This is a genomic window from Bradyrhizobium sp. AZCC 2289, assembly GCF_036924615.1.
Lineage (GTDB): Bacteria > Pseudomonadota > Alphaproteobacteria > Rhizobiales > Xanthobacteraceae > Bradyrhizobium.
Genome location: NZ_JAZHRY010000001.1, coordinates 5,860,207 through 5,876,486, shown reverse-complemented (window position 1 = coordinate 5,876,486; position 16,280 = coordinate 5,860,207). Strand labels below are relative to the sequence as shown.

The 16,280-nt window shown below is 58.3% G+C and carries 15 protein-coding genes; 7 read left to right on the top strand and 8 right to left on the bottom strand.

The features are described 5' to 3' along the window. Positions 1-5 precede the first annotated feature (5 nt). Positions 6-887: a haloalkane dehalogenase gene (locus tag V1289_RS27870; RefSeq protein ID WP_334400596.1), complete on the bottom strand. Its 882-nt coding sequence runs from the start codon at positions 885-887 to the stop codon at positions 6-8. Between the two features lie 676 nt (positions 888-1,563). Here V1289_RS27870 and V1289_RS27865 point away from each other — a divergent pair. Further along, a complete protein-coding gene (locus V1289_RS27865) occupies positions 1,564-2,352 on the top strand; it encodes an enoyl-CoA hydratase/isomerase family protein (RefSeq protein ID WP_334400594.1) in 789 nt (262 codons plus the stop codon). A gap of 1,218 nt (positions 2,353-3,570) precedes the next feature. Beyond that, positions 3,571-4,605 (top strand): aldo/keto reductase, encoded by a 1,035-nt coding sequence (locus V1289_RS27860; protein WP_334400592.1) that lies wholly within the window; start codon positions 3,571-3,573, stop codon positions 4,603-4,605. A 413-nt stretch (positions 4,606-5,018) separates the two neighbouring features. Here V1289_RS27860 and V1289_RS27855 read toward each other — a convergent pair whose 3' ends face one another. Then, positions 5,019-5,387, bottom strand: coding sequence for a hypothetical protein (locus V1289_RS27855; RefSeq protein ID WP_334400590.1), 369 nt, complete (start codon positions 5,385-5,387; stop codon positions 5,019-5,021). 275 nt (positions 5,388-5,662) lie between these two features. Further along, on the bottom strand, positions 5,663-6,001 hold the full coding sequence (gene grxD, locus V1289_RS27850) for a Grx4 family monothiol glutaredoxin (RefSeq protein ID WP_334400588.1): 339 nt from the start codon (positions 5,999-6,001) through the stop codon (positions 5,663-5,665). A gap of 312 nt (positions 6,002-6,313) precedes the next feature. Between grxD and V1289_RS27845 the strand changes: the two genes are divergently transcribed. From V1289_RS27845 to V1289_RS27820, 5 genes are all read left to right on the top strand, one after another. After that, positions 6,314-6,646, top strand: coding sequence for an alpha/beta fold hydrolase (locus V1289_RS27845; protein ID WP_334400586.1), 333 nt, complete (start codon positions 6,314-6,316; stop codon positions 6,644-6,646). A gap of 203 nt (positions 6,647-6,849) precedes the next feature. Continuing rightward, positions 6,850-7,977: a Re/Si-specific NAD(P)(+) transhydrogenase subunit alpha gene (locus tag V1289_RS27840; protein ID WP_334400584.1), complete on the top strand. Its 1,128-nt coding sequence runs from the start codon at positions 6,850-6,852 to the stop codon at positions 7,975-7,977. 11 nt (positions 7,978-7,988) lie between these two features. Continuing rightward, a complete protein-coding gene (locus V1289_RS27835) occupies positions 7,989-8,306 on the top strand; it encodes a proton-translocating transhydrogenase family protein (RefSeq protein ID WP_309179824.1) in 318 nt (105 codons plus the stop codon). A 43-nt stretch (positions 8,307-8,349) separates the two neighbouring features. Beyond that, the gene (locus V1289_RS27830) at positions 8,350-9,747 is read left to right on the top strand and encodes an NAD(P)(+) transhydrogenase (Re/Si-specific) subunit beta (RefSeq protein ID WP_334400581.1); all 1,398 of its coding nucleotides are present in this window, start codon (positions 8,350-8,352) and stop codon (positions 9,745-9,747) included. Between the two features lie 278 nt (positions 9,748-10,025). After that, on the top strand, positions 10,026-11,246 hold the full coding sequence (locus V1289_RS27820; protein WP_334400579.1) for an ABC transporter substrate-binding protein: 1,221 nt from the start codon (positions 10,026-10,028) through the stop codon (positions 11,244-11,246). Between the two features lie 234 nt (positions 11,247-11,480). Here the strand turns inward: V1289_RS27820 and V1289_RS27815 are convergent, their stop codons facing one another. The 5 genes from V1289_RS27815 to V1289_RS27795 form a co-directional block, all read right to left on the bottom strand. Further along, entirely contained in the window at positions 11,481-12,272 is a 792-nt protein-coding gene (locus V1289_RS27815) for an enoyl-CoA hydratase/isomerase family protein (RefSeq protein ID WP_334400577.1), read from the bottom strand. Between the two features lie 72 nt (positions 12,273-12,344). Continuing rightward, positions 12,345-12,644 carry a hypothetical protein gene (locus tag V1289_RS27810; RefSeq protein ID WP_334400575.1) on the bottom strand — a complete coding sequence of 100 codons (300 nt, stop codon included), beginning with the start codon at positions 12,642-12,644 and terminating at the stop codon, positions 12,345-12,347. Between the two features lie 180 nt (positions 12,645-12,824). Continuing rightward, positions 12,825-13,721, bottom strand: a complete 897-nt coding sequence (locus tag V1289_RS27805; protein ID WP_334400573.1) for an alpha/beta fold hydrolase — start codon at positions 13,719-13,721, stop codon at positions 12,825-12,827. 268 nt (positions 13,722-13,989) lie between these two features. After that, a complete protein-coding gene (locus V1289_RS27800; protein WP_334400571.1) occupies positions 13,990-14,781 on the bottom strand; it encodes an SDR family oxidoreductase in 792 nt (263 codons plus the stop codon). Between the two features lie 93 nt (positions 14,782-14,874). Further along, positions 14,875-15,894 carry an NADP-dependent oxidoreductase gene (locus V1289_RS27795; RefSeq protein WP_334400569.1) on the bottom strand — a complete coding sequence of 340 codons (1,020 nt, stop codon included), beginning with the start codon at positions 15,892-15,894 and terminating at the stop codon, positions 14,875-14,877. Between the last annotated feature and the right edge of the window lie 386 nt (positions 15,895-16,280).

The window sequence follows — 16,280 nt, the reverse complement described above, 5'->3', positions numbered from 1 at the left end:
TGGGTCTAGCCTAGCGCAGTTTTCATCCATTCGGCGATGGCTGGGCCAATCTTCTCTCCCGAGTCTTCCTGAATAAAGTGCGAGCCGGCGACTGTGACTTCCCTTTGATTTTTCCAAGTTCGACAGAATTCCCGCATTGGGCCGGTCAGTATTGCTCCAGGATCTGCGTTGACGAACAATTTTGGGATTTCGTTTTCCGCCATCCATTTCGCGTATGCGTCGACTATCGCGACGACGTCGGGCGGATTTCCACCAATCGGGATTTGGCGGGGCCAAGTGAGCATTGGCCACCGGTCTTCGCGTTTCAGGAACGGCCGCCGATATTCTGTCATTTCGATATCTGATAGTTTGCGGATGACGGATCCCGGCAGAACCTTCTCGATGAAGAGGTTGCGGTCGAGGATGAGCTCCTCGCCTTTCTCCGAGCGGAAGCCCTGGAAAATCGGCACTGCGGCTTTGTTCCAGTCGCTCCAATCTTTAATCGGACAGACGATCCCTTCCATGTAAGCGATTCCGCGGACGCGATCGCGATGGTGGTTAGCCCAATCAAAGCCGAGCGCCGATCCCCAGTCATGGATGACGAGGACCACCTTTTCTTTGGGCGAAAGAACTTTGTCGATTAGAGCCCAAAGATACTTGCGGTGTGTCGAAAAGCTATAAGTCGAAGGCCCAGCATCAGGCAGTTTGTCAGAGTCTCCCATTCCGATAAGGTCCGGTGCCACAACCCGACCGATAGACCGTAGACTTGGAACTACGTCTCTCCACAAGTAGGAGGAAGTTGGATTGCCATGTAGAAAGAGAATCGGTGCGCCTTCGCCCGATTGGTGGCATGCCATCCTTAGTCCCAAGGCATCAAAGGTCGTTTTAGTTAACGGTGTTTCACTCATCGCGCAGCTCCTCGACAAAAATCGATTTGTTGCGGCAGGCCTAGCTGCCGGGGCATTTGTGATGTCACCAACCAAGTTGGTCCGGTGCATCGATGGGGCTTTCGTTGCCCGAATCTGTCCGCCATCATCCACGATCGGTGCATCGCGGTTCCTTTGAAAAGTCGGTCTTTTGCGATTCCGATCCACGCCCGTCTTCTCGGAACTGAGCCGGACGGCATCGGTTGCCGAAGAGCTCCCGCTCCCTAAGAGGCGTCCTTTGAAGTCTCCCCCTACTAATGATCAATAGAGGCCCAGGCGCGGGTCCAGCGTGCATACCGTTCGTATGCTCGAATGTGCCAATAACTCTCCGCCACATGATCTGGACTGAGGATCCCGGATTATGGTGCCTTAAGGGCAATCGCCTGCTCCGACTGTGAGAGCGACCGCTGGGCTCATCTCGGGCGTTTGGCGTCATGAAGCAGGCTTCTTGCAATCAAGCTCGATAGGCAATATGCGTATATGCCTATAACTGCCAAGTCAAATAGTATGTCCCGATGGAGGATGTCACTAGTGGCATTCCGCCTAATCGCTTTGAACGCGCGCTGACAAGCCGGCGATGCGAACCGCGCATGAGCCTCGTGGGCACCTTGTAGAGGCGCAAAGACGCTTCGCAATATTGCACTGGACGGAGACGAAAATGACCAGCGTGACACTCAAGATCGATGATGCCCTGGGCGTCGTCACCATTTCCAGGCCTCCGCTTAACCTGTTCACATGGGAGATGCTGGACGAGTTAAGTGACGCGATCGACCAGATTGCGGCAGCTCCGTTGCGCGCCCTGTTGCTAAAAGCGAGCGGACCGCATTTCAGCGCCGGCGCTGATGTTCCAGCCATGTTCGAAGGTCTGTCGGCACACGCTGCCGAAGCCCAACTTGCCAAGCAAGTCCCGCTCATGGAACGTTTGCAATACCTTCCAATTCCTACGATCGCCGCGGTTCGAGGAATGTGCCTGACGGCCGGCCTGGAGATTGTACTTCGCTGCGACATCCTGTGGGCCAGCGAAACGGCACAGTTTGCTCAATTGGAAGCCATGATAGGCGCCACGACGTTGCTTGGAGGCGCCCAGATTCTAAGCGAGCGCGCCGGTCCCGCACGTGCAACGGAGATTTGCTATTCCACGTCCATCTACGGTGCTGCTGATTTTGAGAGATGGGGCATCGTCACCAAGGTTTTTCCAGACGCGGAACTCGACGATGCTGCCATGAATTTCGCGAAACAGCTGGCCGAGGGCCCGACGCGAGCGTTGAGAGCGACCAAACGCCTGATAAGGGCTGCTGCTGAAGGCGGCGCTTCTACTGCTGATCGCCTTTTGGGGGTTGTCGGCGCCCCCCTGTTGGAAACGAACGATATGCAGGCTGGGGTGCGAGCAGTCGCGGAACACGGCGCACGAAACTTCAGAGGCAAGTTCGCCTTTCAGGGGAAATGATTTGATGAACGGCCGCTAGTTCGGAAGTTTTAGCCGATGACCTCAAATCTGTTTTCCGTTGCGGGCAAAATGGCGCTGATTACAGGTAGCTCGCTAGGATCGGCTTTTGCCAAGGCAGCAGCTGCCTTGAGCCAGGTAGGGGGAATATGGGACTCGCCCCAAGCGTAGGGAATTCGCTGGGCAGACTGTCGGATCCTACGGACCACTTTGGTGTCTCGATGAACAAAGCCGATGCCCCGATCGCTGAATACACAGAGGCCGCTTCCCCAACGGAAGTGCTCGGCTGCGTTCACCGCCCATGGCTTTCGGAGCGAGCGCTGTTTCCTTGAATCTCGGGACGCTTCGCGACATCGCCATCCAACGAAGGGTACAATGCGCTCTTCCGACTTGCTACTAGCGCGATGTCGGAGCTAGACCTTGGTTCGGATCTTGCGAAGAAACTCGGCGATACGAAAGACGTATGCGCCGTTCGTGGGGACTGAGGTGAGGCACGGCTATTGCGTTCTAGACGAATCCAGAGCTTGGGTCTGTTCTCTTCACATTCTTCCATATGCGCGCCGTAAGCCCGACGTTAGAAAAGACCGCCGCGGAGATCCCGCGGCGGCCAGGTCTGGTGGTCTCGGGAAGTGCAGGCCTCCACCTGGGGCCGCGAAAACTGCTGGCCCGGGGGGTTACACGCCCAATTATATATATATGATACCAATAATAATTGTAATCAAGGACCGACAGTGCGGTTAGGACGCATTCCCCCGGGTTACGGATAGCAAGCCGCCCCCGTCTAAGCTGGGTTGTGGGCAGGCCTGTTCCTGTTGGTCGGCGTCGTTGCTTCTGCAAGTCCTGCCGCTTTGGGTTTTACGGATTGACTTTGCGGCACACATTCATTATGCTTATCATGAAACGAAAGAAATGATGAGAGGGTTGGATTTATTCATGTGCTCACCAGACGCGTTATACGCTCAGCTACTGCTCTTAAGCCAGGATATGAAGCAAAAAGGCGCTACAGAGGATCCTGCTGATCGTCCGAATGATGATTACGTCCCGCACAAGCGGCTTTTGGGGTCTGTGACATCTAGGCTTCGCGCACTCTCCGGACTTCTGGCCGGCCTGAGTCAAGGGCGGCGAAAATACTTAGAGGGGTTGTCATCCTCTCGGCTTTAGGTCGCTGCACCGGCTCTCTTGCCTCAAATATGGGGGTTGCTACAGTTCGCGCGGGCAGCTGTGCGCCGCGGCCAGCTTGTTGCTCGCTATGGGATCTTCATGCAGTTCACGAAGTTTAGTCGAACTGGTCTAACGGTCTCCCGCCTCTGCCTTGGCACAGGAACGTTCGGCAAACAGACCGACGAAGCTGAGTCCTTTCGGGTCTTCGACAAGGCGACGGACGCCGGCGTGAATTTCATCGACACCGCGGACGTCTACCCGGGCGGCGCAGATCTGCCTGAAGTCGGCCGAGCAGAGGAGATCACCGGCCTCTGGCTGAAAGGCAAACGCAGGCGATTCGTTCTCGGGACGAAGGCCGGAGGGCGGATGGGATCCTCCCCTTGGGATCAGGGCTCGTCTCGCAGGCACCTCCTTGACGCGATCGAGGCATCGTTGCGGCGCCTGAACACCGATTTCGTGGATCTCTATCAACTTCACATAGATGACCCCGCGACACCGCTGGATGAGACCGCTGAAGCGCTTGATGCCATCATCCGATCCGGCAAGGCGCGCTATATCGGCGTTTCGAATTTCCTGGCCTATCGATTGGCGCGGGCTATCGGCCTGCAGGATACGCTGAGGTTGGCGCGCTTCGTCTCGGTACAACCTCGGTACAACCTTCTGTTCCGGGAGATCGAGCGGGAACTGTTGCCGCTGGCTCAAGAGGAAAACCTAGCGGTGATCCCGTTCAACCCGCTTGCCGGTGGCCTCCTTAGCGGGAAATATCAGCAGGACGAGAAGCCGGAAAAGGGACGCTTTTCGGCGGAAGTCGGACAGTTCGGCACCGTGTATCGGGACCGCTACTGGCATCAGCGCGAGTTCGTGACGGTCGGCAAGCTGCGTGAGATCGCTGGCGAGGAAGGCGAAGCGCTGCCGAAACTGGCAGTCGCTTGGATTCTGGCGAACCCGGCTATCACGTCCGTCATTCTCGGTGCGAGCCGAACCGAGCAATTGACCAACACGCTCGCTGCTGCCGACTATAGCCTCGCTCCGGAGCTGAAGACTAAGCTCGATGACCTCTCCGCTGAGTATCGCCGCGGCGACGCAGTGCGTTAGGGGATCACGCAAGCGAGGCTGAATTGTGCCGGATGGGGATCCATCCCTCGATATGACAGATCGACATGAGCGCAATCCACAACTTCGGCACGGTTCGAGGGAAGTGACGACAACTCAGAGCGTCGAGCACAAAGTGCTCCGCTACATAGTTCGCAGCTTTTATTCTGAATGGCGCACCAAACATCTTTCCGCGGAATACAGGGCGCACATCGCCGAGCGGCGCCGATACGTCGAAACCGGCAGACGCGTCAGATTTTTTGCCGCGCATACATCTCGAACGCTAGCAACGTCGCTGGCTTGGCGGACTTCTTCTGGGCGGGCCGGGCGTGGTTGATCCCGGCCGGATGATACGCTGCATCAGCTTCACCGCGCAACTGGAGCTGACTTGAAGTGCCAGTCCATCCGCACCTGGTTTACGACGTGATCCGCACGGATCTGTGAAGCAGATACACCGCGAAGAATTGGAGGACGGCAATGAAGAGTGGCCCAGCGAATTTCCCCAGATCGTGCTGAAACAGACCGATTCCAGCATCCAGCAATTGAATGCCGCCCGCGAGCGTGCCCAGGATCAGCAACGCAGACGTCGCTCGTTTGTAGATTGCCGCCAATGCAAACAAAGCTAGCGGGATTATGCGCGCCGCCGCGTACATCGCCAATAGCAACGACGCCTCCGTTGGAATCGAGCCGGCAGGCACCACGACTTCCGGACGGAAGATCGCCGCGATGGTAAAGCCACTCGCGACCAGGACATTGATTCCCGTGACCAGCGAAGCCAGCCGCATCGCCTTTATTGTTGTCATTGATTTCGCCTTCTGATCGCGGTGCCAGACGCCCCAGCCCTCGAGGCGTTTCCACCAGTTGCATAACCGGCTGCTTAACTAGAGCAGGTCAATCCGGCTCATGATGCAGGCCCAGGGCGATTAGACATCACGCCGACCGAGAACGGCTTCGATCCCGCGGATAAGGTATTAGCGACATGACCGCAAACTCCGAGCCCAAGGAAAGGTGAACCGAAGCGGGATAATGCTTTCTCCGCAACGGCCGGCGCCGCTACGACCTACGCCAGCGCGCCTTCGTCCTTCTTCACGCCGTTGTCGACGAGCATTATCTTAAGCTCTCCGGATTGGAACATCTCCCGCACGATGTCGCAGCCGCCCTGGAACTGGCCTTTCACGTAGAGTTGGGGAACGGTTGGCCAATCCGAAAATTCCTTGATGCCTTTCCGGAGCTCGTCCGACGCGAGAACGTCTATGTCTCTATAGATAACGTCCAGATGGTCCAGAATCTTTACCACCTGCGCGGAGAACCCGCATTGTGGCGATTGTGCTGTTCCCTTCATGAACAGTACGACATCGTTCGATGCGACCTGCTCCGCAATAAATTCCCTAATCTCCACGACTTTTGCTCCATTTGTGCCGCACGGTGTCGATTCTTAATAATTATATCCATAATCTAACATTACAAAGCCCGCTTACAAGACCCCTGCCCGTCACGCTTTCGTCAATCGGGCATAATCCCGATCGACGCGGGCAACGTTCGTAGGCAGCGGCTCTTAGCTCGGCCGAGACCAAGGTTGAGTCCTAAGAATAGTTGTTGACTATAAAGATGATAAATATAATGATTAATACCTTACCGCCGGGCGGCGACGAGGCGCCAGCGTGACCAGAAGTGGGCTTCGCACGCGGACTGCTGCCCTTCGGAAGTGTGCATGGGTTCGAGCGGCCATAAGGAAACGTGCGATGCGTCTGACGAGACGAAAACTTCTATGGGGTGGGTTGCGGCAGCAACAATCGGCGTTTCCTCAACAAGGGGTTGGTGGCAGCCCCGCGATGAGCGCTTCGCCGACATCGGCGAATTCAAGCAGCCGACACTTGTGGTGAACGGCAGCTGCGACATCATGATCTCCACGGTCAATTCGTTCAATCTAGCGCGGAACATACTTAACGCCAGGCTTGTCGTTTATTCGGACGTCGGGCGCGGATCGCTCTTCCAATACCCGGAGTTGTTCCTGTCACATGCAACGCCGCTTCTGGACGCATGATATCCAAGGACGGTCAGTCACATCCGATAAGCAGGTTTACAGAACTGCCGCTCGGCTCATCACAAGTCTCAAAATCGCGGCCAGCGGCCTTTCGTTCGTGATTCGGTGAACGGTCGATGTTCTCTTGTAACCAGCAGTAAAGGTTGGGTGTCGGACAATTTCCCGTTGCCGCTTAAAGGGGACGTCCGAAAGAGGAATCTGCAATGAAGATTGCCGTTGCCAAGGAAATCGATCCGTCCGAGCCGCGGGTCGCCGCTTTCCCCGACACCATCAAGAAGTTCAAGGCGTTGGGCATCGACATCGCGGTCGAGCCGGGCGCCGGCATCAAGTCGGGCCTGCCGGATTCCGAATTCACCGCGGCCGGCGCTACCGTCAGCGCGGACGCGTTGAAGGATGCCGACATCATCATCAAGGTGAAGCGGCCGGAAGCCTCCGAGCTTGCCCAGTACAAGCGCGGCGCGCTGGTCATCGCCATCATGGATCCTTACGGCAATGAGGCCGCGCTGAAAACAATCGCGGACGCCGGTGTCGCGGCGTTCGCGATGGAATTGATGCCGCGCATCACCCGCGCGCAGGTGATGGACGTGCTGTCGAGCCAGGCGAATCTGGCCGGCTATCGCGCGGTGATCGAAGCGGCCGAAGCCTTTGGCCGTGCCTTCCCGATGATGATGACCGCGGCCGGCACCATTCCGGCCGCAAAAGTGTTCGTGATGGGCGTCGGCGTCGCCGGCCTGCAGGCGATCGCGACCGCGCGGCGGCTCGGCGCAGTCGTCACCGCGACCGATGTGCGGCCCGCAACCAAAGAGCAGGTCGAAAGTCTCGGCGCCAAATTCCTCGCGGTCGAGGACGAGGAATTCAAGAACGCCCAGACCGCCGGCGGCTACGCCAAGGAAATGTCGAAAGAGTATCAGGCCAAGCAGGCCGCGCTCACCGCCGAACATCTCAAGAAGCAGGACATCGTGATCACGACGGCGCTGATCCCGGGGCGCCCGGCGCCGAAACTCGTCAGCGGCGAGATGGTCAAGTCGATGAAGCCGGGTTCGGTGCTGGTCGATCTCGCGGTCGAGCGCGGCGGCAATGTCGAGGGCGCCAGGCCCGGCGAGATCGTCGACGCCGACGGCGTCAAGATCGTCGGCTACACCAATGTCGCCGGCCGCGTCGCGGCATCGGCGTCGAGCCTGTACGCCCGCAACCTGTTTTCATTCATCGAGACCCTGATCGACAAGCCCAACAAGTCGCTCGCGGTGAACTGGGACGACGAACTGGTGAAAGCCACCGCGCTGACCAAGGACGGCGCCGTCATCCATCCGAATTTCCAGCCGAAGGCCTGAGGAGAGAAGCCATGGAGCATGTAGCCCAAGTCGTTGATCCCTTTACGTTCCGGCTGTCGATTTTCGTCCTCGCCGTGTTCGTCGGCTATTTCGTGGTGTGGTCGGTGACGCCGGCGCTGCATACCCCGCTGATGTCGGTGACGAATGCGATCTCCTCGGTGATCGTGGTCGGCGCGCTGCTCGCGGGCGGTGTCGGCATGGTCAGTGGCGGCAGCGGCTGGGCGCGCGGCTTTGGCTTCATCGCCCTGATCTTCGCCAGCGTGAATATCTTCGGCGGCTTCCTTGTCACCCAGCGCATGCTGGCGATGTACAAGAAGAAGGCCAAGTGAGCGGCGTGCACCTCGGGGTGACGAAGATAAAGGGGGACCTGAGATGAACGCCAATCTGGCTGCAGTTTTGTATCTCGTGGCGGGTGTGTTGTTCATCCTGTCGCTGCGCGGGCTGTCCAGTCCGGCCTCATCCCGGCAGGGCAATTTCTTCGGCATGATCGGCATGGTGATCGCGATCGCGACCACGCTCGCCAGCCATCCGCCGTCCGACGCCATGTCCTGGATCCTGGTCGTGGCCGGCATCGCGATCGGCGGCAGCATCGGTGCTGTGATCGCGCGGCGGGTGCCGATGACCTCGATGCCGGAACTGGTCGCCGCGTTCCATTCGCTGGTTGGCATGGCCGCGGTGCTGGTCGCCGCCGGTGCCTTCTATGCTCCGGAAGCCTTCGACATCGGCACCCCCGGCAACATTCATGCGCAGAGCCTGGTCGAAATGTCGCTCGGCGTCGCCATCGGCGCGCTGACCTTCACCGGCTCGGTGATCGCGTTCCTGAAACTGTCGGCCCGCATGAGCGGCGCGCCGATCATCCTGCCCGGACGCCACATCATCAACATCGCCCTGGCCCTGGCCCTGGTGTTCTTCATCGTCGGCCTCGTGCTCTCCGGCAGCGCGCTCGACTTCTGGCTGATCACGATCATCGCGCTGGCGCTCGGCGTGCTCATGATCATCCCGATCGGCGGCGCCGACATGCCGGTCGTGATCTCGATGCTGAACTCCTATTCCGGCTGGGCCGCGGCCGGCATCGGCTTCACGCTCGGCAATTCCGCGCTGATCATCACCGGCGCGCTGGTCGGCTCGTCCGGTGCGATCCTGTCCTACATCATGTGCCACGCGATGAACCGTTCCTTCATCTCGGTTATCCTCGGTGGTTTTGGCGGCGAGACGGCGGCAGTAGGTGGCGGCAGCGCCGACCAGAAGCCCGCCAAGCTCGGCTCGGCCGACGACGCCGCTTTCATCATGAAGAACGCGTCCAAGGTCATCATCGTGCCCGGCTACGGCATGGCGGTGGCGCAGGCCCAGCATGCGCTGCGCGAAATGGCCGATACGCTGAAGAAGGAAGGCGTCGAGGTGAAATACGCGATTCACCCGGTCGCCGGCCGCATGCCCGGCCATATGAACGTGCTGCTCGCCGAAGCCAACGTGCCCTATGACGAGGTGTTCGAACTCGAGGACATCAACTCCGAATTCGCCCAGGCTGACATTGCTTTCGTGATCGGCGCCAACGACGTCACCAACCCCGCCGCCGAGGACGATAAATCCTCGCCGATCTACGGCATGCCGGTGCTGCAGGTGTGGAAGGCGGGCACCGTGATGTTCATCAAACGCTCGCTGGCCTCGGGCTATGCCGGCATCGACAACCCGCTGTTCTATCGCGACAACACCATGATGCTGCTCGGCGACGCCAAGAAGGTCACCGAGAACATCGTCAAGGCGATGTGAGGAACAACCAAGCTGTTCTGGTCGAACAGACCGAGGGCCTTGCGCTCGTTATCAAATCGGCCACACAAACGCGCGGTTCGACAAAGGGAGGTTTCATTATCCTTTTGGTTGAACAGAGTTTCCGGTTCGCCGCGATCGTTGCGGACGGCTACTGCAGAGCACGGCAAGATCATCGACGGCTTCACTGACTCTGAACCGCAAGCCCCAGTATCGACACGCTTAACCCCATATCGGCCACCAGAAGCCAACGAGAAAAAATCAAGGAAGAGGAGACAAATATGAAGAATAGAATTTCGGCGCTTTTGCTCGGAACCGCGCTGACACTCGCCACCGGCGATCTTGCTTTTGCGCAGGACAAGACCGTCAAAATCGGTGCGCTATCCGATCAATCCGGGCTTTACGCCGACCTAGCCGGACCGGGCTCGACGCTGGCTGCTCAAATGGCAGTCGAGGATTCCGGTCTGACCGCCAAGGGTTGGAAAATCGACATCATCTCCGGGGATCACCAGAACAAGCCCGATGTTGGCGCCGCGATCACGCGGCAGTGGCTCGACGTCGACAAGGTTGACGTCATCGTCGACGTGCCGAACTCCGGCGTCGCGCTCGCCGTCAACCACGTCGTTAAGGAAAGAAACGGCGTCTACATCAACTCGGGTGCTGCGACCTCGGATCTCACCAACGCGCAATGCTCTCCGAATACCGTGCACTGGACCTACGACACCTACATGCTCGCCCATGCCACCGGGCGGGCACTGGTGAAGGCCGGCGGCGACGCCTGGTTTTTCCTCACCGCAGATTATGCCTTTGGCGCCGCGCTCGAACGCGACACCACGGCCGTCGTCCTTGCTAACGGCGGCAAGGTCGTCGGCAGTGCAAGGCATCCGTTGAATACATCGGACTTCTCTTCGTTCCTGTTAATGGCGCAGTCATCGAAGGCCAAAATCATCGGGCTCGCCAATGCCAGTGGCGATACCACAAACGCCGTCAAGCAGGCAGCCGAATTCGGTATCCTCAAGGGCGGGCAAAAGCTCGCGGCGCTTCTGCTGTTGCTCACCGACGTCAAAGCCATCGGTCTCGAAACTGCGCAGGGCCTGAACTTCACCGAGACTTTCTATTGGGACCTGAACGACCAGACCCGCGGATTCTCCAAGAGATTCGCCGCCCGGATGAAGAATAGCGCGCCCCCGACCATGGTTCAAGCCGGCGTCTATTCGGGCCTGACCCACTACTTCAAGGCGCTCGAGGCGATGGGTGGCGATCCGCATGACGGCGCCAAGGTGGTAGCAAAAATGAAGGAAATGCCAACCGACGATTCGTTGCTCGGTAAGGGACCAATTCGCGCGGACGGTCGCAAGATTCATCCGGCCTACCTGTTTGAAGTCAAGAAGCCGGAGGAATCCAATGGACCGTGGGACTATTACAAGCTGGTCGGAACTACCCCGGCTGATGAGGCTTTCAGACCGCTTTCGGAAAGCGCTTGCCCACTGGTGAGGAAGTGACCTCGATTGCCTACCGGCCCTGCCTCGATGGGACCGAGGGAGAGGTGTCGATCAACGTGCCGGCGATCTGCACCTAGCCTCTGGTAGGGTTGATCAACGGCTCGTTCTATGCGCTGCCCGCTCTCGGGCGCGGCCGAAGCTGTCTGCTCGACCTGATCATTAGCTCTCGAAGCGTCGATACGGACATTCTTTCCTCCGAGAATTTCGTTTGAGCGCTGAGCCGCGGTCGCGTGCCTAGCTACCGACGAAACTCGGTTCGACCTTGTCCTTGAACGCCTTCACGCCCGCAAGGCCGTCATGCGACCGGGACATTTGCACAATCGAGGCCGCTTCATGTTTCATCTGATGTTCGAGCTCCGTGTCATTGCTCAGAAGCAACAGCCGTTTGATGGACCCGTACGCGAGCGTCGGGCCGCGGGCGATCTGTTGAGCAATCTCATCGACAGCCGCCACCAATTCCTCGGGCGCGACCACCCGATTGACCAGTCCCCAAGCCATCGCTTCGTCCGCGGACAACAGGCGGTTCAAAAGGAACAACTCCCTCGTCCGGCGAAGACCGATCAGGCGTGGCATGTACCAGGTCGTGCTTCCGTCCGGAGTGAGTCCGATTTTTGTGTAGGCGCTAGTAAATTTGGCCTTCTGGGAGACAACGGCGAGATCGGCGGCGGCCATCAGGCCGAGGCCGGCGCCCGCGACCATGCCGTTCACCTTGGCTACGACCGGTGCCCGCATGCGCGCAAGTATCGAGATCGCTTCATGGAGATGCGTCGTCATTTCCTTGATCAAGCTGTCGACCCGCTCCGGATCCGCTGCGAAGCCTGCGACATCACCGCCCGCGCAGAACGCACGGTCGCCGGCGCCGGTCAGCACAACACATCGCACGGCCGAATCGGCGCTGCACTGCTTGGCGGCAAGGGCAAGCTCCTTTGCCGTCAGCACGTCGATCGCGTTCAACTGCGCCGGTCGATTGATCGTGATGCTCGCGACACCGTTTTCTATCTCATAAATGAGTGTTTCGTAAGTCATACTATTTCCTTTGCCTGTTATTCCCAGATCATTGGGTCGATCGCTGTTCGATGAGCTGTTGCGTTGATGACCTCACCACATTTGCCACCGTCGAGTATCTGGCGTCCCGCGCGCCGCGAGCGGCGCATCGGTCATCACGATCCAGCCCTTGCCCCTACTCGCTCGCAAAGCAATCGTTTCGACGACGGGAAGCAGGGTCTCATCCACCACGATGAAGGTCACGTCGCTGTGCTGGGTCACAAATCCAGGGTCCTCGGGGCCTAAGCGCGGGTTTCTCTGCGACATCACTGCAGCGACATCAGTGATCGGGCAGTGCAGCTCGAAATGTCGCTGGCTATTCCAGTCCAGGACGCCCGCCCAGTCGCCCGGCATTGAGCCGGGCAGCGTCCCCCATCGTCGACGGAGAGCCTTTGCCTGTCTTTCGATTCAGGACTAATTCTCCCGAGGGCAATCAGCGAGTGCGTTAGAGGTGAAGCAGGTACCTGGCTCCTTTTCTTTGGCCCATGGATCTGTTCAAGCCGTTGGCTGATCCCCGCGCAGGTCGCCCAGGGGTTAGTTGCTTTGGATGAAGAGCTGGATCAGAGCAACGATCGTGTCCGGTACGTCTTCCTGGCTGAAATGCCCTGCACCAGGAAGTTCGACGATAGGGCGATCTGGCCAGATACCCCGAAAATCAGCGATCTGAACTTCGGGAGCGATGCCCCTGTCCTTCATGCCGACCGCAAGCATTGCGGGTTTCGCTTTCAAATTGTCGATGAGGGGGAAACCTTCGCGGACATACGGCACAATACGACCGAGGAGCGCATCCAACGGAAACTCGATGGCACCAACACAGTCCGCTTTGCTAGGAAACGGTGCGCTATACGCCGCGACCCAATTGGCGTCCACCACGCCCGAATTCTCGAAGCCGATAGCTTTCATGATGCTGAGAACGTTCGTACCGAGGTGCCCCAGCACTTCATGGAGCGTGTTGGCTTCATGATGACTCTTAATGAACTGAAACCACGGCGTTAGCTCGGTGGGTTTTGCCCGCCCATAGCCAGTGAGGGTATTGAGGAAGAACAACCTTTTGACTCGTTCTGGATGACGCAACACATAGGCCGCTCCGATGGGGCCGCCCCAGTCCTGGATTACAAAGGTAATGTTCTTGAGATCGAGTTCATCGATGAGGCGCGTCAGATTTTCTACGTGGGTCTTGAGCGAATACTCGCGATCAGGAGGCGTCTCGCTCTTACCGAAACCCATGTGATCCGGCACTAGTACCCGGTTCGCCTTTGACAAGGGCGGAATGAAACGTCGATAAAGATAGCCCCAGGTCGGTTCTCCGCGGAGGCAAATGATGGGCTCACCGTTCCCCTCGTCGACGTAGTGCATCCGGAAACCGTTGCCTTCGAAATAATGTGGTGCAAACGGCCAGGTTCCACCAAAGTTCTCGCGCTCTGGAATCATATCAACCCCTTGTTCCGGTCGGTTAGGTGTCACACTAGGTGGTCTTTGGCGACCGCCCGCAAAGCGACCATATTCAAGACGACAATCTCACGCCTGCCCTTCACGACTACTAGTCGCGACTCTTCGCGGCTCGTGGTCACTCGTGTCACGCCAATCAGATCGACAAGTGATGATCGCTAGAGAAGGTTGAAGCAACCATCACGACGTACAGCGTCGAGCGCGGCTATTTTGAGGGAAGTCGCGGATACGCATGCGACCACCCTTGGACCTAGGCCCCTGGCAAGACGGCCGTAGAACCGCCGTCGATGGCAAGTATCTGTCCCGTGATGTGTTTGCCGGCATCGCTTGCGAACAAGATCGCAGCGCCTTTGAGATCGTCCTGGTCGCCGATACGACGCAGCGGCGCACTCGCCGCAAGCTTGTCCGCGCCAACCGCCTCGAGCGTGCCCTTCGTCATTTTCGACGGAAAGAAGCCCGGTGCGAGCGCGTTGACGGTAATCCCGTGGCGTCCCCAATCGCCGGCTAACGCGCGAGTGAAATTCACCACTGCACCCTTGCTCGTGTGATAGGCGATCATTTGCATATCGCCATTGCCGCCACGAAGACCGGCAATCGATGCGAGATTGATGATGCGGCCGTATTTGTTCGGAATCATCGACAGTTTTCCGATCCGCTGGCTGAGCAGAAATAGGGACCGGATATTGAGATTCATCAGCTTGTCCCAGGCCTCGATGGGATGATCTTCCGTGGATGCGCCCCAGGTCGCGCCCGCGTTGTTGACCAGAATGTCGACCTTGCCCAATTTGTCGATTGCCTCGTCCGCAAGCCGCTTGACGTCATCCTCCCTGGCATTGTCGGCGGCGATCCAATCAGACTTGATGCTCAGGCCCGCGAGGTGCTCCTGCGCCTGCTTCAGATCGGCCGTCTTGCGTGATGACAGAATGATCTTGGCTCCCTGCTCCCCGAGCGCCTCCGCGATCTGCAATCCAAGCCCGCGTGACCCACCGGTGACAAGTGCGGTCTTTCCGGCAAGGTCAAAAGCTTTCTTTATGCTACCCATGTCTTGTCCTCGGTAATGACAATATCACCCGCGAGCATCATCTCGACGCCGACCGTGTAAGCGGCACATCAAGTACCGCTCCGCTTCAGTCGATTAATCGGCGACTCGAATAAGCAGCTTTCCAAAATTACGCCCCTCGAGCATGCCCATGAATGCAGCAGGTGCGTTCTCAAGACCGTCAACGACGTCTTCTCGCTGATGAATCGATCCGTCTTTCAACCCAGCGCCAATCTCTCGCTCGAAATCTGGAAACAGCTCGGGGTAATTGTCGACGATGAACCCGCGTATGGTCAAACTTTTCGAAAGAATCTGACGGATCGTTGCCGGAACTCGATCCGGACCCGGGGGAACCGGCGCACCGAATTGCGCAACTAGTCCGCACACCGGTACGCGCGCAAACTGATTCAGCAACGGCCATACCGCCGTCCAAACGGCGCCACCAACATTCTCGAAATAGACGTCGACACCTTTCGGGCAAGCCGCCGCGAGCCGTTGCTCGAAATCAGCTGCACGATGGTCGACTGCCTCGTCGAAACCAAGCTTGTCCTTAATGAAGGCACACTTTTCGGCTCCTCCGACGATTCCTACTGCGCGAGCGCCCGCTCTGCGCGCAAGCTGGCCTACGAGTGAGCCGACCGCCCCGCTCGCTGCGGCAACCACTACGGTTTCACCGGGTTTGGGTTGACCAATTACCCTCATTCCGATGTAGGCGGCAGAGCCGGGTATCCCAAGAACTCCAACAAAAGCGGTCGGGGGAGCAATCATAGGATCTAGTTTCCGCAGGTCCTTGCCATTTGAGAGGCTCAGCGTTTGCCACCCGGCCTTGGCGAGCACGATATCGCCCACACTATAAGCCGGATGGTTCGAGACCAGCACTTCCGAGATGGTTCGGCCAAACATCACCTCGCCGATCGCCGTAGACGTAGCGTAGGACTTTGCCTCGTCCATGCGAGCGCGAATGTAAGGTTCGAGCGAGAGAAACTTTGTCCGCAGCAGTAGCTCATTGTCACCGGGTTGGGCAACAGAACCGGTCTCAAACCTAAAATCGCTTTCCTTAGGCTTGCCGATCGGACGAGCTGCCAATACCCATTTGCGTGCGCTCCAGTTACTCACCTGATTGTTTCTCCCGTTCCGATACTACTTTATGGAAATCCACGCCGCGTCGCGTTGCTCCAAAGTCAACTCTCGCTCTGCGACCATCGCTAAACGCTCGCCCCGGCGGCGGCTCAAGCATATCGCACCGAACATACGGTTGCAGGGACCTGAGCGAAACGTCATATTCGCCACTTTTTAGGACATCACCAGATGAGTTTCGTGAGGCAAAGCGGACACTTGCTCGACCGTTATACGTTGCGTGCACGAGCACTTCTGCGCACAGCCGGATTGAAGCGTAAATTCAAATCCGTACTTCGACGGCGTCCCCGTCGATAGCATCATCGTCGTTGGGGCTCTCAGGGCAATGTCGTCCGGGCCTTTTTCCGACCCGCTTCGCCGGAATG